An 18,954-nucleotide genomic window follows, 5' to 3' on the forward strand; every position below is an offset into this window, starting at 1 on the left:
TCCAGACAGGGACACCACCGGCTAGCGTCCGCTCATGGCAGCCATCAACACCCCGAAGTCCTTCGACCCCTGGGACCAGACCTTCCTGGCAGACCCGTACCCCGCGTACGCGGACCTCCGCGCCCACGGCAGGGTCCACTACTACGAGCCCACCAACCAGTGGCTGGTACCCCACCACGCGGACGTGTCGACGCTGCTGAGGGACCGCAGGCTGGGCCGTACCTACCAGCACCGGTTCACGCACGAGGACTTCGGACGCACGCCACCACCGCCCGAGCACGAGCCGTTCCACGTGCTGAACGACCACGGCATGCTCGACCTGGAACCACCGGACCACACACGGATCAGGCGGCTGGTGTCGAAGGCGTTCACGCCGCGCACGGTCGAGCGGCTGCGGCCGTACGTGGACCGCTTGGCGTCCGACCTGGTGGGCGAGCTGGTCGCGGCGGGCGGCGGAGACCTGCTGACGGTCGTCGCCGAGCCCCTCCCGGTGGCGGTGATCGCGGAGATGCTGGGCATCCCGGAGTCCGAGCGGGCGCAACTGCGTCCCTGGTCGGCGGACATCTGCGGGATGTACGAGCTGAGCCCGTCGAAGGAGACGGCGCAGAACGCGGTACGGGCGTCGGTCGAGTTCACCGAGTTCCTGCGGGAGCTGATCGCCGTACGGCGCAGGGAGCCGGGGGACGACCTGATCTCGGGACTGATCGCGGCGTACGACGAGGGGGCCCGGCTCAGTGAGCAGGAGATGATCTCGACGTGCGTCCTCCTGCTGAACGCGGGCCACGAGGCGACGGTGAACGCCACGGTGAACGGCTGGTGGGCACTGTTCCGGCACCCCGAGCAGCTGGCGGCGCTGCGCGCGGACCGGAGGCTGGTGGGTACGGCGGTGGAGGAGCTGATGCGGTACGACACCCCGCTGCAGCTGTTCGAGCGGTGGGTGCTGGACGAGATCGAGGTCGACGGGACGGTGATCCCGCGGGGGAGCGAGGTGGCGTTGCTCTTCGGGGCGGCCAACCACGACCCGGCGGTGTTCGCCGAGCCGGAGTCGCTCGATCTGTCCCGGGTGGAGAATCCGCACATCTCCTTCAGCGCGGGTATCCACTACTGCATCGGGGCGCCGCTCGCCCGGCTCGAACTCGCCGCGTCCATGGGGGCGTTGCTGGAGCAGGCTCCCTCGCTTCGGCTCGCGGCCGAGCCTTCGCGGAAGCCGAACTTTGTGATTCGGGGGCTGGAGGGACTGCTGGTCGAGGTCTGACGCACCGGGGCGTACCGGACCGGACCGGGGCGGGGTGGGTGGGGTGTCGCTTTCGTCTGCGGGCCCGGTGGGGGCGGAGCGCGCAGTTCCCCGCGCCCCTACAACGTGAGTCGGCTGCGGGTGCGTCGTGGCTGGTCGCGCAGTTCCCCGCGCCCCTTGACGGCGCCTCCCGCGCCTCAACCCGTTGTCAGGTCGCGGTGTCTGAAAGCTGTCAGGCCCGCCGCGGCCAGGGTCGTCGCGATCGCCGTGAGTGCCAGTACCGGTGTCCAGGTCATCTCGCCGCCGGGGAGTCTCGGCAGGTGGCCGAAGGGCGAGAGGTCCAGCACCGGGGCGGGGAGGTCCAGGGCAGGGCCGATCCAGCCCAGGAGCAGCGCGGTGCCGGCCACCGCCCACGCGGCCGGAGCCACCTGTGGCGACACCCCGTACAGGAGGACCGCCAGGGCGCCGATGGTCCAGATCGCGGGGAGTTGGACCAGGCAGGCGCCCAGGATGGGGCCGAGGGACCGGCCGTAGCCGGCTGTCAGGCCCAGGCCGCCGAGGAGCATGATCAGCACCGCCCCGCCGAAGGCGATCAGCAGATGGCCGCCGGCCCAGCGCAGGCGGCCCACCGCGCCCGCGAGGACCGGTTCGGCGCGCTGGGAGGTCTCCTCGCCGTGCAGCCGCAGCACGGACTGGACGACGTACAGCGCGGCGACCATGCCGAGCATGCCGACCATCGTGGCGAGGAACGCGTCGGTGATACCGGACTGCCCGCCCATGCGCTCGATGATCTCGCGGGTGCGTTCGTTGTCGCCGACCAGATCCGTCGCCCCCTTCGTCACCCCGCCGAAGGCGGCCCCGGCGGCGAGGAAGCCGAGACTCCAGCCGAGCAGGCTGCCGCGCTGCAGTCGCCAGGCCAGCGCGCCCGCCGTACCGAGGCGGCCGGCGGCGGGGCCGGGCCGGGTCGGCAGGAAGCTCATGCCGACGTCGCGGCGCCCGGCCAGTTCGTACGCGGTAGCGCCCTGGAGCGTGACGGCGGCGGCGAAGAGCGGCAGAACCCACCAGCGTTCGTGCGCGAAGGGACGCAGGTTCTCCAGCCAGCCGACGGGGGACAGCCACGTCAGCACGGACGAGCCGTCGCTCACCGAGGAGTCGCCTGCCGCCCGCAGAGCGAACGCCGCGCCCAGCAGGCCGCCCGTCAGCCCCTTGGCGAGCCGCGCGCTCTCCGTGAGCTGGGCGACGACCGCCGCCACCGTCGCGAACACCATGCCGACCCCGGCCGTGCCGAGCCCCAGCGCCAGGGCGCCCGACGAGCCCTGTCCGGCGAGGCCGGCGGTGATGAGAAGGGCGAGGGCCGTGTTCGCGACGAGGGCGGCGAGGAGCGCGGCGGTCAGCGGGGCGCGGCGGCCCACCATGCCCGCCGAGACCATCTCCTGACGGCCGCTCTCCTCCTCGTCCCGGGTGTGCCGTACGACGACGACCAGGCTCATGATCCCGGCGAACACCCCCGCGTACGCGCCGATGCGCCACGCCACGAGACCGCCGAGCGAGTCGCCGAACACCGGCCCGTACATGGCGCGCAGGGAGCTGTTGGTGAGCATCTGCCGGGCGAGCTCGGTGCGTTCGGCGGCCGTGGAGTACACGCTCTTCAGGGAGCCCGGCATGGAGACCACCATCAGGGCGACCACGCCGACCCATAGCGGGATCACCACCCGGTCCCGGCGCAGTGCGAGCCGCAGCAGGGGCCAGGTTCCCGCCAGTGGGCGCGAACCCCTGCCCCGTACGGTGGCAGGCCCGGCAGGCCCGGCAGGCCCGGCGGGCGAGGTCACGGCGGCGGTCATCGGGACGCTACCTCCGCCTTCGCCCGGGCGTCCTCCTGGTAGTGGCGCAGGAAGAGTTCCTCCAGGGTCGGGGGCGTCGAGGTGAGGGACCGTACGCCGGACTCGGTGAGCGAGCGCAGTACGGCGTTCAGCTTGTCGCTCTCCACCTGGAGCCTGACCTGGGTGCCCTGGACGTCGAGGTGGTGGACGCCGGGCAGGGCGGCCAGTCCGCCGGGGGGTCCGGCGAGTTCGGCGGTGACGCTGGTGCGGGTGAGGTGCCGCAGATCGGCGAGCGAACCGGTCTCGACCGTGACGCCCTTGCGGATGATGCTGACCCTGTCGCACAGCTCCTCGACCTCGCTGAGGATGTGGGAGGACAGCAGGACGGTACGGCCCCGGTCGCGTTCCTCCTCCACGCACCGCTGGAAGACCTCCTCCATCAGGGGGTCCAGGCCCGACGTGGGCTCGTCCAGGATCAGCAGGTCCACGTCCGAGGCGAAGGCGGCGACGAGGGCGACCTTCTGGCGGTTGCCCTTGGAGTAGGTGCGGCCCTTCTTCGTGGGGTCCAGTTCGAAGCGCTGGACCAGGTCCGCGCGGCGCGCCCGGTCCAGGCCGCCGCGCAGACGCCCGTACAGGTCGATGACCTCGCCGCCGGACAGGTTGCGCCAGAGCGTCACGTCGCCGGGGACGTAGGCGACCCGGCGGTGCAGTTCCACCGCGTCGGCCCACGGGTCGCCGCCCAGCAACTGGACGGCACCGGAGTCGGCGCGCAGCAGGCCCAGCAGGACGCGGATGGTGGTGGACTTGCCTGCGCCGTTGGGGCCGAGGAAGCCGTGGACCTCGCCGGTCTCCACGACGAGGTCGAGACCGTCCAGCGCGTGCGTGCCGCCGAACGACTTGTGCAGTCCGGAGACCGTGATTGCCTGCGTCATGCTTCAGAACGTACGCTGATTTCACAAACTTGTGAAGTTAAAGAAGCGTATGAACGACGGATAGACTCGACCACGGGCAAGGGGTACAGGCGAGGGGTACGGGCGAGAGGCGTGGGAGAGGGTGGATCGCGGGATGGCGGAACCGAGTGGGGCGGCACGGGAAGGCGAGGGCGCGGCGCGTGACGCCGAGGCGGTCTCGAAGTTCGTGGAGAGCTTCGCCGCGCAGCTCGTCGAGGCCGGGATGCAGCGGATGCCGGCCCGGGTGTTCGCCGCGCTGCTGTCCTCCGACTCCGGGATCATGACCTCGGTCGAACTGGGCGAACAGCTGCGGATCAGTCCGGCCGCCGTGTCCGGGGCGGTGCGCTATCTCGCGCAGCAGCACATGGTCGCGCGCGAGCGTGAGCCCGGATCGCGGCGCGAGCGGTACCGGGTGCACAGCAACCAGTGGTACGAAGCGCTCACCAATCGTGAGGCGGTCCTCAAGAGCTGGGAGCGGGCTCTGCGCGAGGGCGTGGACAGCCTGGGTGGGGGCAGTCCGGCGGGGCGGCGGTTGGCCGAGACGCTCGCGTTCTTCGAGTTCGTCGACGGGGAGGTGGCGCTGATGATGGATCGGTGGCGGGTGCACCGGGAACGGCACTTCGGTGCCGACTAGGCGTTTCTCCGCCCCCGCCGCCCTTACCCTTCCCGTCACTGCATGGGGCTGCGCCCCTCGCCCCCGTATCGCGCTGCGCGCTCGTCCTCAAACGCCGGACGGGCTGAATACGTTTCAGCCGTCCGGCGTTTGAGGACCGGGGGTTCGGGGGCGGAGCCCCCATACGTGGACGGGAACGGGTAGGGGCGGCGGGGGCGAGAAAACCCGGGCATGCCCCCCGCCGCACGCTACCTCGGCAGAGTCAACCCCCAAGCCCCCTCCCGGACGGTCCACGTCCGCGTCCGTACCGGCCCCCCCACCACCGCATCCGCCCGATACCGGAAATCCGCCCCCGACACGGTGATCGTCCGGCCCACGGCCTCCAGCGGCGCGGCCTCCGCCCCGACGGAGACGGGCCGGATCTCGACCCGCGCACCACCCCCGGCGGCTCCCGGAGTGATCGACACGGCCTCCACGGGCTGGTCCAGGTCGACGAGGGTCCGTCCGTCGACCTCGATCCGCAGCCGGGCGGGCCCGGGTGAGGCGGACGCCGGTGCCCGTGCGGGCCGCGCGGCGAGCGTGCGGACGAGGGACTGGCAGGTCCGCAGCCAGTGCGGGTGGTGACGCGAGCCGTCCGCCGCCGAGGATCCGGCCCCACCGGCACCGGCCCGCGCACCGGCACCCGCACCCCCGCCCCTGTCCCCGTCCCCGCCCAGCGGCGGAATCCGCAGCGCCCCCAGCACCACCCCGTCACTGTCGTCCACCAGCAGGTCGAGCCGCCGCTCGGACCCGTCGAGCACCGCCCGTGCCGCCGCGACGGCCCCCATGGGCACGCCGAGGGCCCGCGAGAGCGTCAGCGTTCCGCCGCCGGCGCCCACCGGCACCAGGGACAGCGCACATCCAGCCAGCTCGCGCCGCCGGTGCAAAAGGGACACAGCGCGCAACAGCGCCCGGTCGTCCCCGATCACGACGGGTCGCCGCGACCCTCTCCGGACCAGTGCCCGATCGAATTCCTCGGGCCCGTCAGGGAGGCACACTTTTGTCGTCGCACCCGCGCTGAGCACGTCTTTTGCGATCCGTACCGCCTCACCGTCACCGTGACGGGCGACCGGGTCGATGACCACCAGGAGCTGGTCGGAAGTCGCCACCTCGGTCATGCCTCGCTTCCTCGGGTAGCATCTTTGTGCAAGAGCCCCTTGCGCTATTGCGCCAGGGGCTTCGTCTATTCCGGGGCATCCGGTCCGACGGTCGCGGCCAAAGGTGGTCGCCGGCGTACGCAGCCGTACCAGATACAGCCGCGTACGTCCCCGACCTTGGACATGCCCCGCCCGGAAGGGGTGTACGCGCGTGCCCGCACTTGTGCTGCTCGGTGCTCAGTGGGGTGACGAAGGCAAGGGAAAGGCCACCGACCTGCTCGGTGGTTCCGTGGACTATGTGGTGCGCTACCAAGGCGGCAACAACGCCGGCCATACGGTAGTCGTGGGCGATCAGAAGTACGCCCTCCACCTCCTCCCTTCCGGAATCCTCTCGCCGGGGTGCACCCCGGTCATCGGTAACGGAGTCGTTGTCGACCCGTCGGTCCTGTTCTCCGAGCTGAACGGACTGAACGAGCGAGGCGTCGACACGTCCAAGCTCCTCATCAGCGGAAACGCGCACATCATCACGCCTTACAACGTGACGGTGGACAAGGTGACGGAACGCTTCCTCGGCAAGCGGAAGATCGGCACCACCGGCCGGGGCATCGGCCCGACCTACGCCGACAAGATCAACCGCGTCGGCATCCGCGTCCAGGACCTGTACGACGAGTCGATCCTGACGCAGAAGGTCGAGGCGGCCCTCGACGGCAAGAACCAGCTCCTCACCAAGGTCTTCAACCGCCGCGCCATCGAGACCGAGCAGATCGTCGAGGAGCTGCTGACCTACGCGGAGAAGCTGCGCCCGTACGTCGCCGACACCGTCCTGGTGCTCAACAAGGCGCTCGACGACGACAAGGTGGTCCTCTTCGAGGGCGGCCAGGGCACGCTGCTGGACATCGACCACGGCACGTATCCCTTCGTGACGTCGTCGAACCCCACCGCGGGCGGCGCCTGCACGGGTTCGGGTGTCGGCCCGACGAAGATCAGCCGGGTCATCGGCATCCTGAAGGCGTACACGACCCGGGTCGGCGCGGGTCCGTTCCCGACCGAGCTGCTCGACGAGGACGGTGAGGCGCTGCGCCGCATCGGCCACGAGCGCGGTGTCACCACCGGTCGCGACCGGCGCTGCGGCTGGTTCGACGCGCCCATCGCCCGTTACGCGACGCGCGTCAACGGCCTGACCGACTTCTTCCTCACCAAGCTCGACGTCCTCACCGGCTGGGACGAGATCCCGGTCTGTGTCGCGTACGAGATCGACGGCAAGCGCGTCGAGGAGCTGCCCTACTCGCAGACCGACTTCCACCACGCGAAGCCGATCTACGAGAACCTGCCCGGCTGGTCGGAGGACATCACGAAGGCCAAGACCTTCGCCGACCTCCCGAAGAACGCCCAGGCGTACGTGAAGGCGCTGGAGGACATGTCCGGCGCCCCGATCTCCGCCATCGGCGTGGGCCCGGGCCGCGACGAGACGATCGAGATCAACTCGTTCCTGCGGTAAGCCCGCTCCGAGGGTGAGCCTGCTCCGCGGTGGTACCGCCCGGCGCGTGGGTGACACGCGCGTGACCGCCGCCTCGTACGAACCCTTCGTACGAGGCGGCGGTGTGCCGTCGAGGATCCGGCGCAGTCGTCCGGGACGCGTTCGTCGTCCGGTGCCTGGTCATGCCCGCCCACACCGCCGCCGCACCGGCCTGTCAGTACCGGCATAACGGGCATAGCCTGAGCAAGTACGCGTACGCTTGGATCCGCGAGGTCAGAGGCCGGTCGCCCGGACCCTAGCTGAAGATGATCATCGAGCCCTGGGCGAGGCTCCGGGTCGCCGCCGCGTGCAGGCCCAGCCATACGTGGCGCTCACGGGCGAACGGGCTCGCGTCGAAGGGCGCCGGGGCGGCCGGCTCCTCCAACTCCGTCGGTGCCATCGGAGGTTGCGGCGGCAGCGGCGGGTTGGCGGGGTCGATGCCGATCGACGGCGCGACCAGTTCCAGCTCGCGCAGCAGCACCTGGGAGGAGCCCAACGGGCCGCCTCCCGCGAGCAGTTCGTCGCTCGACAGCGGGTGCGGGAAGTCCACCGGGACGTACGCGCCCGCGTGGTCGTAGTGCCAGACCAGGTGGGACTGCTGGGCCGTCGTGTCGAACATCTCCAGCAGTTGCTCGTAGTCGCCGCCCAGTTCGCCGACCGGCGTCACCGGCAGCTGGCACACCTGGAGAAGGTAGGCGCGGCGCAGGAAGTGCAGCGCGTCGTAGTCGAAACCGGCGACCGGCGCCACGTCACCGGAGAGGCCCGGCATGTACGCGTACACCGGCACCGGCGGGAGGCCTGCCTCGCCCAGCACCTTGTCGTAGAGCGCGAGTTCCTCGGCGAAGGGATTGTCGGGGGTGTGGCACAACACGTCGACGAGTGGGACCAGCCACAGGTCACAGGCCAACTGAGAACTCCTCGTTCAGCACGGTGGTCAAGGCAGCGTAATGGGTGAGGGCACGCTAGGTCCCCTTCGTGCGGGTCGGATACCCCACACCGGCCGGCCCACCGCCGATCCACCGCCGACCCGTGGCTCTCGGCCCCGCACCGACCGCGCCCGGCCCTGGGCCGACGGCTCTCAGCCCTGGGCCAGCAGCTCGATGAGTGCCAGCGAGTGGGTGTTGTACGCCGTGACGATCTCGTGCGCAGCCGGGGCGTCCCGCCGTGTGAGGGCGTCCACGAGGTCGGTGTGCTCGGCCCACAGATGGCCGCGCAGGTCCTCGATCCGGCGCAGGTGCTGGACCGCGCACACCCAGGACTGGACGCGCAGCCGGTGCAGGAAGTCGGCGAGGTACGGGTTGCCGAACAAGCCGCTCAGCTCGCGCCAGAAGCGCAGGTCGTAGCCGATGAGGATGTTCAGATCGCCCGCGGCGGCGGCCCGCTGCGCCTCCTCGCCGCGGCGGCGCACCCCGGCGAGCGCGGCGGAGGTGCGCGGATCGTCGGTGCGGGTGGCGAGCGCGGCGCGGGCTCCCCGGGTGGTGGCGGCCGTCGCGTCCAGCAGCCCGTGGAAGATGCTCTCCGTCACGAGGCTGCGGGCCTCGATCATGCCCCGGTAGTCGCTCAGCGAGTACTCGTGGACGCGGAACCCGCGATGCTGGTCCGCGTCCAGGAGGCCCTGGGCCGACAGATCGACCAGAGCCTCACGGACGGGGGTCGCGGAGACGCCGTACTGCTCGGCGATCTCCTTGACCGTGAACTCCTTGCCCGGCTGGAGGCGCCCGGCGAGCACCTCGTCGCGCAGCGCGTCCGCGATCTGCTGCCGCAGGGTGCTGCGGGTCACGGCGCCATTGCCGCTGCCGGTGGCGGGCATCGTCCGGGTCCTTCCCCCATCGAACATCGAATAAGTACTCGCTCATCTCTACGAGCCAGTCACCTTACGCGTTCGATGTCGGGCCACCCGGATTGTGGGAGTCCTCCGTCACACCCTCCTGCCCGGCCCTACCGGGCCGTGTGCTCGTCCGCCACGGAGAGGGCCTCGTCGAGCGCGGCCAGGCCCTCCTTGGCCTCCGCCTCCGTGATGTTGCACGGCGGCACGACATGGGTGCGGTTCATGTTGATGAAGGGCCACAGTCCGTGCGCCTTGGCCGCCGCGCCGAAGGCCGCCATCGGGGCGTTCGCCTCACCCGCCGGGTTGTAGGGGACGAGTGGCTCGCGGGTCTCCCTGTCCCGTACGAGTTCCAGGGCCCAGAAGACGCCGGTGCCGCGCACCTCTCCGATGCTCGGGTGGCGCTGTGCCAGCTCGCGCAGCCCGGGACCGAGGACGGTCTCGCCGAGCCGGGCGGCCTGCTCGACGACGCCCTCCTCCTCCATCACGTTCAGGGTCGCGACGGCGGCGGCGCAGGCGAGCGGGTGCCCGGAGTAGGTGAGTCCGCCGGGGTACGGGCGCCGGGCGAACGTGTCGGCGATCGCCCCGGAGATGGCGACACCACCGAGCGGCACGTACCCCGAGTTCACGCCCTTCGCGAAGGTCAGCAGGTCCGGTACGACACCGGTGTGGTCGGCGGCGAACCACTTTCCCGTACGCCCGAAGCCGGCCATGACCTCGTCCAGGACGAAGACGATGCCGTACTGGTCGCAGAGCGCGCGGACACCCTCCAGGTAGCCCGGGGGCGGGATCATGATCCCGGCCGTGCCCGGGATCGTCTCCAGGATGATCGCGGCGATGGTGGCCGGGCCCTCGAACGCGATGGTGTCGGCGAGGTGCTGGAGCGCGCGCTCGCACTCCTGCTGCTCGGTCTCGGCGTGGAAGGGGGAGCGGTAGAGGAAGGGCGCCCAGAAGCGCACGACCCCGGCCGTCCCGCTGTCGTTCGGCCAACGGCGCGGGTCGCCGGTGAGGTTGATCGCGGCGGCGGTGGCCCCGTGGTAGGAGCGGTAGGCGCTCAGCACCTTCGGGCGGCCGGTGTGCAGTTTGGCCATACGGGTGGCGTTCTCGACGGCCTCGGCGCCGCCGTTGGTGAAGAAGATCTTGTCCAGGTCGCCCGGCGTCCGTTGTGCGATCAGCCGCGCCGCCTCCGACCGCGCCTCGACGGCGAAGGCGGGCGCGAAGGTGGTCAGCTTCCCGGCCTGCTCCTGGATCGCGGCGACGACCTTCGGGTGCTGGTAGCCGATGTTCGTGAAGACGAGCCCGCTGGTGAAGTCGAGATACCGCTTGCCGTCGTAGTCCCAGAAGTAGGACCCCTCGGCACCGGCGACGGCGAGCGGGTCGATGAGCTCCTGCGCCGACCAGGAGTGGAACACGTGTGCACGGTCCGCGGCCTTCACGGCGGCGCCGGCCTGGGGATTGGGCTGAGGGGTCATGCGCCCGAGGGTAGGTGTCCGGGGCACGGGTGCGACATCGGCGTCCTGTCTGCGGTGCGGCCGTGAAAGCGACAGGTTGTCGTGTGTGGGGAGGCCCCGCCGGGACGCCGGGAGATTCGTTGACAGCGTGCTGTCCAAATGACAGCATGCTGACACATCGACCGACCGAATAACCGACCGACCGAATAACCGAGTGAGCGAATGCCCGAGTGAGTAACCCAGTGAGCGACCGAGGAGAAGCCATGACCCGCAGTCCCGCCCGCAAGCCCGTGTACCTCGCCGTCTACGACACGCTCGCCGACTGGGAGACCGGTCACACGACCGCGTACCTCGCCCGCGCCGGCTACGAGATCCGGACGGTCGGCCTGTCCGGCGACCCGGTGAGGTCCGTCGGCGGGCTGCGGATCCGGCCCGACGTGACGCTCGACGGCGTACGCCCCGAGGACGCCGCGCTGCTGATCCTGCCGGGCGCCGACCTCTGGGACACGGGCGACGAACTCGTCCCCTTCGCCCGCACGGCGCGGGAGTTCCTGGCGGCCGGCGTGCCTGTCGCCGCGATCTGCGGGGCCACCGCGGGACTCGCCCGGGAGGGCCTGCTCGACGACCGCGCGCACACCGGAGCCGTGTCCTTCTACCTGGCCGCCACCGGCTACCGGGGCGGCGACCGGTACGTGGACGCCGACGCCGTGACGGACGGCGGGCTCGTCACCGCCGGACCCACCGAGCCCGTCGCGTTCGCGCGGGAGGTGTTCGCACTGCTCGGCGTGTACGAGGGAGAGGTGCTCGACGCCTGGTACCGGCTGTTCCACGACTCGGACGCGCAGGCGTACGAAATCCTTGAGGCGGCCGGACAGTGAGTGGAGGAGGTGGGATGGGCGAGGCGGGCAGGGAACGCCAGGACCTGTTCAGCCGGAGCGCGCTCGCGGTCTTCCGGCTGAACGGCCAGTACCTGGGCGTCGCCGAGGAACTGGCCGGGCCGGCCGGGCTCACCGCCGCCCGGTGGCAGGTACTCGGTGCCGTCCTGGGGGAACCCCTGCCCGTCTCGGGGATCGCCAGGGCCATGGGCATCACCCGGCAGAGCGTGCAGCGGATCGCCGACCTGCTGGTGGAGCGGGGGCTCGCCGAGTACGTACCCAACCCCGCACACCGCCGCGCCAAGCTGCTCCGGCCGACCGGGGAGGGCTTCGAGGCCGTCCGGAAGATCGGCCCCGGACACGCGGCCCTCGCGGACCGGCTCGCCGAAACCCTCGGGGAGGAGGCACTGGCCGAGACCGTACGGGTGCTGGAGCGGCTGATCGGAGCGATGGAGACGGCCACGGGCGCGCCCGCCGAACCCGCCACGGGAGCAGACACGCGAGCCGACACGGCCTCGGGAGCAGGCACGGGAACAGCCTCGGTAGCCGGCGCCGGAACGGCCACGGAACCCGCACCTCCTGTTACGGAACCGTAGACACCGCACCTGCCGCCTCCCCGTTCCGCCGCACTATCCTCGGGCTGTCGCACATGTACGGGGGAGGGCGGCGTTTCGATGGAGAAGCTCGGACCTGCGGATCCGCACCGGATCGGCGCGTATCGGCTGCTGGCGCGGCTGGGTGCGGGCGGTATGGGCCAGGTGTATCTGGCGCGTTCCGACCGCGGACGGACCGTCGCGGTCAAGCTCGTCCGCCAGGAACTCGCCGAACAGGAGGAGTTCCGCGCCCGCTTCCGTCAGGAGGTGCGGGCGGCCCGGCGCGTGGGCGGCTACTGGACGGCGCCGGTGCTCGACGCGGACACCGAGGCGGCCATCCCGTGGGTCGCCACCGGCTATGTGGCAGGGCCCTCGCTCCAGGAGGTCGTCGGCCACGACCACGGCGCGCTCCCGGAACGTTCCGTACGGATCCTCGCGGCCGGCCTCGCGCACGCGCTCAAGGACATCCACGCGGCCGGACTGATCCACCGCGACCTCAAGCCGTCGAACGTCCTCGTCACGATCGACGGCCCGCGTGTCATCGACTTCGGTATCGCCCGCGCCCTGGAGACGGTCACCGACGGCGGCCTCACCCGCACCGGCGCACTCGTCGGCTCGCCCGGTTTCATGGCTCCCGAGCAGGTCCGCGGCGACCGGGTCACGCCCGCGTGCGACGTCTTCTGCCTGGGCTCGGTCCTGTCGTACGCGGCCACGGGCGTCCTTCCCTTCGGCGCGGCAACCAGCGGGGTGCACGCCCTGATGTTCCGGATCGCGCAGGAGGAACCGGACCTGGAAGGGGTGCCGGAGGGCATCGCCGACCTCGTCCGCCAGTGCCTGCGCAAGGACCCCGCCTCCCGCCCGACGCTCGACGACATCCTGGAGCGCACGGGTGCGGAGGACACCGTCGCGGACGGCCGCAGCCGCGACCCCTGGCTGCCGGGGATGCTGGTGGCCCAACTGGGCCGCCACGCGGTGCGGTTGCTGGACTCGGAGGATCCGGATGTCTCGGCCCCCGGAGACGAGGGGACGGGAAGGAATGTCGGGGGAGAGGGGACGGGAAGGAGTGGCGCGGGCGAGGGGACGGTAAGGCGTGGCGCGGGCGAGAAAGCTCAGGATTCCGCACCCGCCCGGCCGCCCACCCCGGCCGTCGCCCCCGTACCCCCTCCCACGGCTTCGCCGGAACACGCCCCCACCCCCGACGCCTCCTCCCCGCCCCTCCCGGAACCCCCGGCGGGCGCCTCCGCCGATCACCTCCCGACGATGACCGCGGGGCGGCCCCCGGCACCGCCTCCGGCCGCCCCGCCCGCGCACACCCCGGCCCCGGGCCCCGTCCACCCGGCCTACGGCTACCCCCAGCAACACCCCCAGCCCGCCGCCGGCTACGGCTACCCGCACCAGCAGCGGCCCGGCGCCTGGCCGACGCCCCCGGGCGGCTACGCGAACCCCGACGGCCATGCCCCGAACCCGGCTTCGACCCCGCCGTACGGCCCGAACCCTCCGTACGGACCGAACCCTCCCTACGGACCGGGCTTCGCGCCGCAGCCGGAACCGGAGCCGCCGCGCAGGAACACCCGCTCCACCGCCGTGCTGATCGTGGTGGCGCTGGTCGTCGCGCTCGGCGCGGGCGCGTCCGTGTACGCGCTCATGAGGGGTGACGGGGACGGCCGGGCGGGCGGCGACCCCAGCGCGTCCCGGACGAAGGGCGCGCCCACCACCCCCGGCTCGTCCACCCGGGAGCCCTCGACGCAGCCGCCCAGCACGGGGAAGGGGACACCGGCGGACGGCGCGATCCCCGCCGGGTACCTCGGCACCTGGACCGCGTCCATCGACAACGCCACGGGCCGCAACACCCGCCGGCTCAGCATCCAGCAGGGCGAGGTGGGCGCCGCGGTCCTCTCGCTCACGGCGGACGGACCGGCGGACGGCGGCACGTACCACTGTGTGTTCCGGGCGGCGCTCACCGAGGCCCCGAGCGACGGCGGTCCCCTGCGGATCGGTCCGTCCGAGGTCACCGTCGGCGAACCGGCCACATCCTGTTCGCCGGGCGAGGCAACGGAGTTGACCCTCCTGCCGGACGGCCGGCTGCGCCGAGTGAACGCGAGCAGCGGCGACGCGCTGACGTACACGAAGCAGTAGTTACAGCCCGCCCGGCGTCAGGCGTAGGGCGCCAGACGTCAGGCGTCCGGCGTTCGAGGACGAGCGCGCAGCGCGATCGTGGGGGCGGGGGCGGGAAACGCCCAGCGCGATCGCGGGGGCGTGGGCCGGGAAACGCGCCTACCGGGGCTCCGGGGGCCGCTGGCGCGGCATGTTCGGCCGCGTCCCCGGTGGCAGCGGCGAACGTCCGGTCGGCGCGGCATCCCGCGCACAGCTACTCCCGCCCCCACCCGCCTGCAGCGCCAACGGCGCCACCCCGCTCCGGAACTCCACCATCCAGTCCGAGGTCTCCACCCGCACCAGCTCCGTCACGTCCTCGGAGAAGCGGCGCAGCACCCCGAGACACCGCTCGGCGGCCTCCCCCGCGGTCCCCTCGGCCGGCCCGAGAACCTCCCGCACGCACTCGGACGCCCAGTCGAACTGAAGGACCTGCAACCGTCGCTGCACGGCCTGAGCGGTCGCCACGTCCCGCATCCACCCGGACGTCACCCCGAAGAACCGGTCCCCCGCCGCGCAGGCGACCGCCACCAGCAACGCCAGATACCCCCAGGCGGCGCCCCCGCCGAGCACCCCGGCGAGGTCCAGCAGGGGCAGCCCGGCCCCGGCGAGTGCCCCCGCGGCCGCCCCGGCCCGCAGGGCCCGCGCACCCCGCCGCTTCCACACCCGGTCGGTGAGGTACCAGTACGCGGTGGTGAGCGCACCCGCCTCCACCCACCGGTAGAGCTCGTCCAGCCGCTCGGCCGGCTCACCCCAGTCGCCGAGTGGGAAGGCCCGCCCCATCAGATCGCCGGGCTCCACCGGACCGTCGCCCTGACCGCCCTGGGCCGGCCCCTCGGGCCGCATGTCCGGCTGGCTCACGCGACGCTCCCTCGCTGTGACGTTCTGAGACGTTCTGAGATGTTCCGTGACGTTCTGTGGTGTTGTGTGACGGTAACGTGGCGCGTGGTGCTGATGCGCCGCACCCTTACTACCTCCCCGCGGGTGGGGGCAGTCCTGCTTTCGGGGCTTTTCCGCTCGGATGTGGGTCCTGATCAGGTATAGACCAAATCGCCCTCTCACTCGAAAGAGTGCCGAAGCGACGGTCCGGTAGACCACGTAGGCTCGTGCCAAGGCGGAATTCACGCCCGAAAGCCGTATCTGAAAGCCGTATCCGAAAGCCGTATCCGAAGGCAGTACTCACCGCAGTACTCACAGCCGTACGAACCAGGAGCTGATCGTGATTCCCGGTGGTGGCCAGCCCAATATGCAGCAGCTGCTCCAGCAGGCCCAGAAGATGCAGCAGGACCTCGCGAACGCCCAGGAGGAGCTGGCGCGCACCGAGGTCGACGGTCAGGCGGGCGGTGGCCTGGTGAAGGCGACGGTGACGGGTTCGGGCGAACTGCGCGGCCTCGTCATCGACCCGAAGGCCGTCGATCCCGCGGACACCGAGACCCTCGCCGACCTGATCGTCGCGGCGGTCCAGGCGGCGAACGAGAACGCCCAGGCGCTCCAGCAGCAGAAGCTCGGCCCGCTGGCCCAGGGGCTCGGCGGCGGCAGCGGCATCCCCGGCCTGCCGTTCTAAGTCAACCCGGCGGTCCCTTCTAAGAAGGGCGACCGCCAACTACCGTACGTACGAAGAGAGCAAGCGCGACTACGGTACGTACCGAGTCCGTGGGAACAGGAAGGCAATCCGTGTACGAAGGCGTGGTCCAGGACCTCATCGACGAGCTGGGGCGGCTGCCCGGCGTCGGTCCCAAGAGCGCGCAGCGGATCGCCTTCCACATCCTCCAGGCGGAGCCGACGGACGTACGCCGTCTCGCGCAGTGCCTCATGGAGGTCAAGGCGAAGGTCCGCTTCTGCGCCACCTGCGGGAACGTGGCGCAGGAGGAGCTGTGCAACATCTGCCGCGACCCGCGCCGCGACCTCTCGGTCATCTGCGTGGTCGAGGAGCCGAAGGACGTGGTCGCCGTCGAGCGGACCCGCGAGTTCCGGGGCAAGTACCACGTGCTCGGCGGCGCGATCAGTCCCATCGAGGGCGTGGGCCCGGACGACCTGCGCATAAGGGAGCTGCTGGCGCGGCTCGCCGACGGCGCGGTCACGGAACTGATCCTGGCCACCGACCCGAACCTGGAGGGCGAGGCCACGGCCACCTATCTCGCCCGCATGATCAAACCCATGGGCCTGCGGGTCACCCGCCTCGCCAGCGGGCTGCCGGTGGGCGGCGACCTGGAGTACGCCGACGAGGTCACCCTGGGACGCGCCTTCGAGGGAAGGCGGCTGCTGGATGTCTGAACGACTGGTTGATGTAAGGGACGAAGTTCTTGAGGAAGGCCGGCTCCTAGATGTCTGACGCCACGCTGCACGCGACCGATCCCGACCCCGACGACTTCTCGGTCCAGATCGCGGATCAGATCGAGAGTTTCCTCGTCGCGGTGACAGAGGTCGCGAGAGGCGACGAGCCGGACTCGGCCGTCCCCTTCCTGCTCCTGGAGGTCTCCCAGCTCCTGCTGGCCGGCGGCCGTCTCGGCGCGCACGAGGACATCCTTCCCGACGAGCGGTACGAGCCCGATCTGGGCCCCGAGCCGGACGTCGACGAACTGCGCGAGCGCCTCGCCGAGATGCTCGACCCGGTCGACGTCTACTCCGAGGTCTTCGACCCGTACGAGCCCCGTAAGCCCCCCGTCCCGGCCCGTATCTCGGACGATCTGGCCGACGTCATGGCGGACCTGCGGCACGGCATGGCCCACTACCGCGCCGGCCGCACCACCGAGGCCATGTGGTGGTGGCAGTTCTCGTACTTCTCGAACTGGGGCTCCACGGCCTCGGCCACCCTGCGCGCCCTGCAGTCCCTGGTGGCGCACGTCCGGCTGAACCAGCCCCTGCAGGAGCTGGACGGCCTGGACACCGACCAGGAGTTCAGCGAGGACGCCCTCGCGGAGGAGGCGGGCCGGGTGATGGCGGAGGAGATCGCGGCTCCGCTGGGCCTGGGCCTGCGCGAGGTCAAGTAGCGCGGCGTACGAGGGTGGGGCCGGCAGGACAGGCCTACGGCCCCACCCTCCCCAGCACCTCCCCCAACCGCCCCGCCTCCACGAACGGCGCCGCGGCCGTGGGCTCGCTGCACCACCGCAGAGGCACATACGTGACACCGAACTCGCCGCCGAGGGGCCCGTGTTGGTGATCCCCGCCCCCGCCTGGGCCGCCTTCGTCGCCGCAGCTCAGCCCGGAGTCTGAGTCCCGGCTCCAGGGGCACGGGCATGGGCGCCCGAAATCCACCCTCACACGTGTGACCCGGCGCACTTTGCGAGTGAGTCGAGTCCCGGACGGGCAGATGCGGTCCTGGAGCGGCCGGAGGGCCGGACTGCGGGAGCCGACCGATCGGCCGACCGCAGGACCGGACCCGACCGGACCGGGTGATCAACACGTGAGCGGGACATCTCACGATGCGATATCACTCGGGTGGAATTCGGCCGCTCGTTAGACTGAGCCGACCGCAGTCGTGCGGTACGAGACGGATTGAGCGAGGAGCGCACGTGGGCCTTGTCGTGCAGAAGTACGGAGGTTCCTCCGTAGCCGATGCCGAGGGCATCAAGCGTGTCGCCAAGCGAATCGTCGACGCCAAGAAGGACGGCCACCAGGTCGTCGTCGTGGTGTCGGCGATGGGTGACACGACGGACGAGCTGATCGATCTCGCCGAGCAGGTATCCCCGATCCCTGCCGGGCGTGAGTTCGACATGCTGCTGACAGCGGGAGAGCGGATCTCCATGGCCCTGCTGGCCATGGCCATCAAGAACCTGGGCCACGAGGCCCAGAGCTTCACCGGCAGCCAGGCAGGCGTGATCACCGACTCCGTCCACAACAAAGCGCGCATCATCGATGTCACGCCGGGCCGCATCAGGACGGCGCTCGACGAGGGCAACATCGCGATCGTCGCCGGGTTCCAGGGCGTCAGCCAGGACAAGAAGGACATCACCACGCTGGGGCGCGGCGGGTCCGACACCACGGCCGTCGCTCTCGCCGCCGCCCTCGACGCCGAGGTCTGCGAGATCTACACGGACGTCGACGGTGTGTTCACCGCCGACCCGCGGGTGGTGAAGAAGGCCCGGAAGATCGACTGGATCTCCTCCGAGGACATGCTGGAGCTCGCCGCCTCGGGCTCCAAGGTGCTGCTGCACCGCTGCGTCGAGTACGCACGCCGATACAACATCCCGATCCACGTCCGCTCGTCCTTCTCGGGACTGCGCGGCACCTGGGTCAGCAACGAGAATCCGCAAGGGGACGCGCAGGTGGAGCACGCCATCATCTCCGGAGTCGCGCACGACATCTCCGAAGCCAAGATCACAGTCGTCGGCGTCCCGGACAAGCCGGGCGAGGCCGCGGTGATCTTCCGGACGATCGCGGACGCCGAGATCAACATCGACATGATCGTGCAGAACGTGTCCGCGGCCTCCACGGGCCTCACGGACATCTCCTTCACCCTCCCCAAGTCCGAGGGCCACAAGGCCATCGAGGCCCTGGAGAAGGCGAAGGGCGCGATCGGCTTCGAGTCGCTGCGCTACGACGACCAGATCGGCAAGATCTCCCTGGTCGGCGCGGGTATGAAGACCAACCCGGGCGTCACCGCCTCGTTCTTCCAGGCGCTGTCCGACGCGGGCGTCAACATCGAGCTGATCTCGACCTCCGAGATCCGCATCTCGGTCGTGACCCGCCAGGACGACGTCAACGAGGCCGTGCGCGCCGTGCACAGCGCCTTCGGGCTCGACTCCGACAGCGACGAGGCCGTGGTCTACGGAGGCACCGGACGATGACCG

The 18,954-nt window shown here is 71.1% G+C and carries 17 protein-coding genes and 1 pseudogene; 11 read left to right on the forward strand and 7 right to left on the reverse strand.

Annotated features, from left to right (window positions below; all coding sequences use genetic code 11):
- Nucleotides 1-34 precede the first annotated feature (34 nt).
- The gene (locus ACH4DZ_RS15430; protein ID WP_398287567.1) at nucleotides 35-1,255 is read left to right on the forward strand and encodes a cytochrome P450; all 1,221 of its coding nucleotides are present in this window, start codon (nucleotides 35-37) and stop codon (nucleotides 1,253-1,255) included.
- A gap of 176 nt (nucleotides 1,256-1,431) precedes the next feature.
- Here ACH4DZ_RS15430 and ACH4DZ_RS15435 read toward each other — a convergent pair whose 3' ends face one another.
- Together ACH4DZ_RS15435 and ACH4DZ_RS15440 are read right to left on the reverse strand one after the other, a co-directional pair.
- On the reverse strand, nucleotides 1,432-3,075 hold the full coding sequence (locus ACH4DZ_RS15435) for an ABC transporter permease (RefSeq protein WP_398287568.1): 1,644 nt from the start codon (nucleotides 3,073-3,075) through the stop codon (nucleotides 1,432-1,434).
- Nucleotides 3,072-3,986, reverse strand: a complete 915-nt coding sequence (locus ACH4DZ_RS15440) for an ATP-binding cassette domain-containing protein (RefSeq protein WP_398287569.1) — start codon at nucleotides 3,984-3,986, stop codon at nucleotides 3,072-3,074. The genes ACH4DZ_RS15435 and ACH4DZ_RS15440 overlap by 4 nt, the downstream gene beginning before the upstream one ends.
- 133 nt (nucleotides 3,987-4,119) lie before the next feature.
- Between ACH4DZ_RS15440 and ACH4DZ_RS15445 the strand changes: the two genes are divergently transcribed.
- A complete protein-coding gene (locus ACH4DZ_RS15445) occupies nucleotides 4,120-4,638 on the forward strand; it encodes a GbsR/MarR family transcriptional regulator (RefSeq protein ID WP_398287570.1) in 519 nt (172 codons plus the stop codon).
- A 227-nt stretch (nucleotides 4,639-4,865) separates the two neighbouring features.
- Here ACH4DZ_RS15445 and ACH4DZ_RS15450 read toward each other — a convergent pair whose 3' ends face one another.
- On the reverse strand, nucleotides 4,866-5,774 hold the full coding sequence (locus ACH4DZ_RS15450) for a diacylglycerol kinase (RefSeq protein ID WP_398287571.1): 909 nt from the start codon (nucleotides 5,772-5,774) through the stop codon (nucleotides 4,866-4,868).
- Between the two features lie 190 nt (nucleotides 5,775-5,964).
- Between ACH4DZ_RS15450 and ACH4DZ_RS15455 the strand changes: the two genes are divergently transcribed.
- Nucleotides 5,965-7,251 (forward strand): adenylosuccinate synthase, encoded by a 1,287-nt coding sequence (locus tag ACH4DZ_RS15455; RefSeq protein WP_398287572.1) that lies wholly within the window; start codon nucleotides 5,965-5,967, stop codon nucleotides 7,249-7,251.
- 274 nt (nucleotides 7,252-7,525) lie between these two features.
- Here ACH4DZ_RS15455 and ACH4DZ_RS15460 read toward each other — a convergent pair whose 3' ends face one another.
- The 3 genes from ACH4DZ_RS15460 to ACH4DZ_RS15470 form a co-directional block, all read right to left on the reverse strand.
- On the reverse strand, nucleotides 7,526-8,176 hold the full coding sequence (locus ACH4DZ_RS15460) for a hypothetical protein (RefSeq protein WP_398287573.1): 651 nt from the start codon (nucleotides 8,174-8,176) through the stop codon (nucleotides 7,526-7,528).
- Nucleotides 8,177-8,347: 171 nt separating this feature from the next.
- On the reverse strand, nucleotides 8,348-9,079 hold the full coding sequence (locus ACH4DZ_RS15465; RefSeq protein WP_398287574.1) for a GntR family transcriptional regulator: 732 nt from the start codon (nucleotides 9,077-9,079) through the stop codon (nucleotides 8,348-8,350).
- Nucleotides 9,080-9,207: 128 nt separating this feature from the next.
- The gene (locus ACH4DZ_RS15470; protein WP_398287576.1) at nucleotides 9,208-10,566 is read right to left on the reverse strand and encodes an aspartate aminotransferase family protein; all 1,359 of its coding nucleotides are present in this window, start codon (nucleotides 10,564-10,566) and stop codon (nucleotides 9,208-9,210) included.
- 242 nt (nucleotides 10,567-10,808) lie between these two features.
- Between ACH4DZ_RS15470 and ACH4DZ_RS15475 the strand changes: the two genes are divergently transcribed.
- The 3 genes and pseudogenes from ACH4DZ_RS15475 to ACH4DZ_RS15485 all read left to right on the forward strand — a co-directional run bounded on the left by ACH4DZ_RS15475 (nucleotide 10,809) and on the right by ACH4DZ_RS15485 (nucleotide 14,149).
- On the forward strand, nucleotides 10,809-11,423 hold the full coding sequence (locus ACH4DZ_RS15475; protein ID WP_398287577.1) for a type 1 glutamine amidotransferase family protein: 615 nt from the start codon (nucleotides 10,809-10,811) through the stop codon (nucleotides 11,421-11,423).
- Between the two features lie 14 nt (nucleotides 11,424-11,437).
- Nucleotides 11,438-11,902 (forward strand): annotated as a pseudogene (locus tag ACH4DZ_RS15480) (MarR family winged helix-turn-helix transcriptional regulator); the annotation flags it as partial.
- Between the two features lie 192 nt (nucleotides 11,903-12,094).
- Nucleotides 12,095-14,149 carry a serine/threonine-protein kinase gene (locus tag ACH4DZ_RS15485; RefSeq protein ID WP_398287578.1) on the forward strand — a complete coding sequence of 685 codons (2,055 nt, stop codon included), beginning with the start codon at nucleotides 12,095-12,097 and terminating at the stop codon, nucleotides 14,147-14,149.
- A 138-nt stretch (nucleotides 14,150-14,287) separates the two neighbouring features.
- Here ACH4DZ_RS15485 and ACH4DZ_RS15490 read toward each other — a convergent pair whose 3' ends face one another.
- Nucleotides 14,288-15,025 (reverse strand): SLATT domain-containing protein, encoded by a 738-nt coding sequence (locus ACH4DZ_RS15490; RefSeq protein ID WP_398287579.1) that lies wholly within the window; start codon nucleotides 15,023-15,025, stop codon nucleotides 14,288-14,290.
- Nucleotides 15,026-15,383: 358 nt separating this feature from the next.
- Here ACH4DZ_RS15490 and ACH4DZ_RS15495 point away from each other — a divergent pair, with 358 nt between their 5' ends.
- From ACH4DZ_RS15495 to ACH4DZ_RS15515, 5 genes are all read left to right on the forward strand, one after another.
- A complete protein-coding gene (locus tag ACH4DZ_RS15495) occupies nucleotides 15,384-15,728 on the forward strand; it encodes a YbaB/EbfC family nucleoid-associated protein (RefSeq protein ID WP_398287580.1) in 345 nt (114 codons plus the stop codon).
- Nucleotides 15,729-15,838: 110 nt separating this feature from the next.
- On the forward strand, nucleotides 15,839-16,438 hold the full coding sequence (gene recR, locus ACH4DZ_RS15500; protein ID WP_189773119.1) for a recombination mediator RecR: 600 nt from the start codon (nucleotides 15,839-15,841) through the stop codon (nucleotides 16,436-16,438).
- Between the two features lie 50 nt (nucleotides 16,439-16,488).
- Nucleotides 16,489-17,154: a DUF5063 domain-containing protein gene (locus tag ACH4DZ_RS15505; RefSeq protein WP_398287581.1), complete on the forward strand. Its 666-nt coding sequence runs from the start codon at nucleotides 16,489-16,491 to the stop codon at nucleotides 17,152-17,154.
- A 160-nt stretch (nucleotides 17,155-17,314) separates the two neighbouring features.
- A complete protein-coding gene (locus ACH4DZ_RS15510; RefSeq protein WP_398287757.1) occupies nucleotides 17,315-17,377 on the forward strand; it encodes a hypothetical protein in 63 nt (20 codons plus the stop codon).
- 299 nt (nucleotides 17,378-17,676) lie between these two features.
- The gene (locus ACH4DZ_RS15515) at nucleotides 17,677-18,951 is read left to right on the forward strand and encodes an aspartate kinase (protein ID WP_107018122.1); all 1,275 of its coding nucleotides are present in this window, start codon (nucleotides 17,677-17,679) and stop codon (nucleotides 18,949-18,951) included.
- The last annotated feature ends 3 nt before the right edge of the window (nucleotides 18,952-18,954 follow it).

The organism is Streptomyces sp. NPDC017991, from assembly GCF_044328075.1.
Lineage (GTDB): Bacteria > Actinomycetota > Actinomycetes > Streptomycetales > Streptomycetaceae > Streptomyces.

What these genes read in the sequence shown, in the direction of transcription:
- ACH4DZ_RS15475 (WP_398287577.1), top strand. Translation starts at nt 10,809, where the DNA reads ATGACCCGCAGTCCCGCCCGCAAGCCCGTGTACCTCGCCGTCTACGAC.
- ACH4DZ_RS15430 (WP_398287567.1), top strand. Translation starts at nt 35, where the DNA reads ATGGCAGCCATCAACACCCCGAAGTCCTTCGACCCCTGGGACCAGACC.
- ACH4DZ_RS15465 (WP_398287574.1), bottom strand. Translation starts at nt 9,079, where the DNA reads ATGCCCGCCACCGGCAGCGGCAATGGCGCCGTGACCCGCAGCACCCTG.
- ACH4DZ_RS15440 (WP_398287569.1), bottom strand. Translation starts at nt 3,986, where the DNA reads ATGACGCAGGCAATCACGGTCTCCGGACTGCACAAGTCGTTCGGCGGC.
- ACH4DZ_RS15505 (WP_398287581.1), top strand. Translation starts at nt 16,489, where the DNA reads ATGTCTGACGCCACGCTGCACGCGACCGATCCCGACCCCGACGACTTC.
- ACH4DZ_RS15450 (WP_398287571.1), bottom strand. Translation starts at nt 5,774, where the DNA reads ATGACCGAGGTGGCGACTTCCGACCAGCTCCTGGTGGTCATCGACCCG.
- ACH4DZ_RS15485 (WP_398287578.1), top strand. Translation starts at nt 12,095, where the DNA reads ATGGAGAAGCTCGGACCTGCGGATCCGCACCGGATCGGCGCGTATCGG.
- ACH4DZ_RS15445 (WP_398287570.1), top strand. Translation starts at nt 4,120, where the DNA reads ATGGCGGAACCGAGTGGGGCGGCACGGGAAGGCGAGGGCGCGGCGCGT.
- ACH4DZ_RS15470 (WP_398287576.1), bottom strand. Translation starts at nt 10,566, where the DNA reads ATGACCCCTCAGCCCAATCCCCAGGCCGGCGCCGCCGTGAAGGCCGCG.
- ACH4DZ_RS15435 (WP_398287568.1), bottom strand. Translation starts at nt 3,075, where the DNA reads ATGACCGCCGCCGTGACCTCGCCCGCCGGGCCTGCCGGGCCTGCCGGG.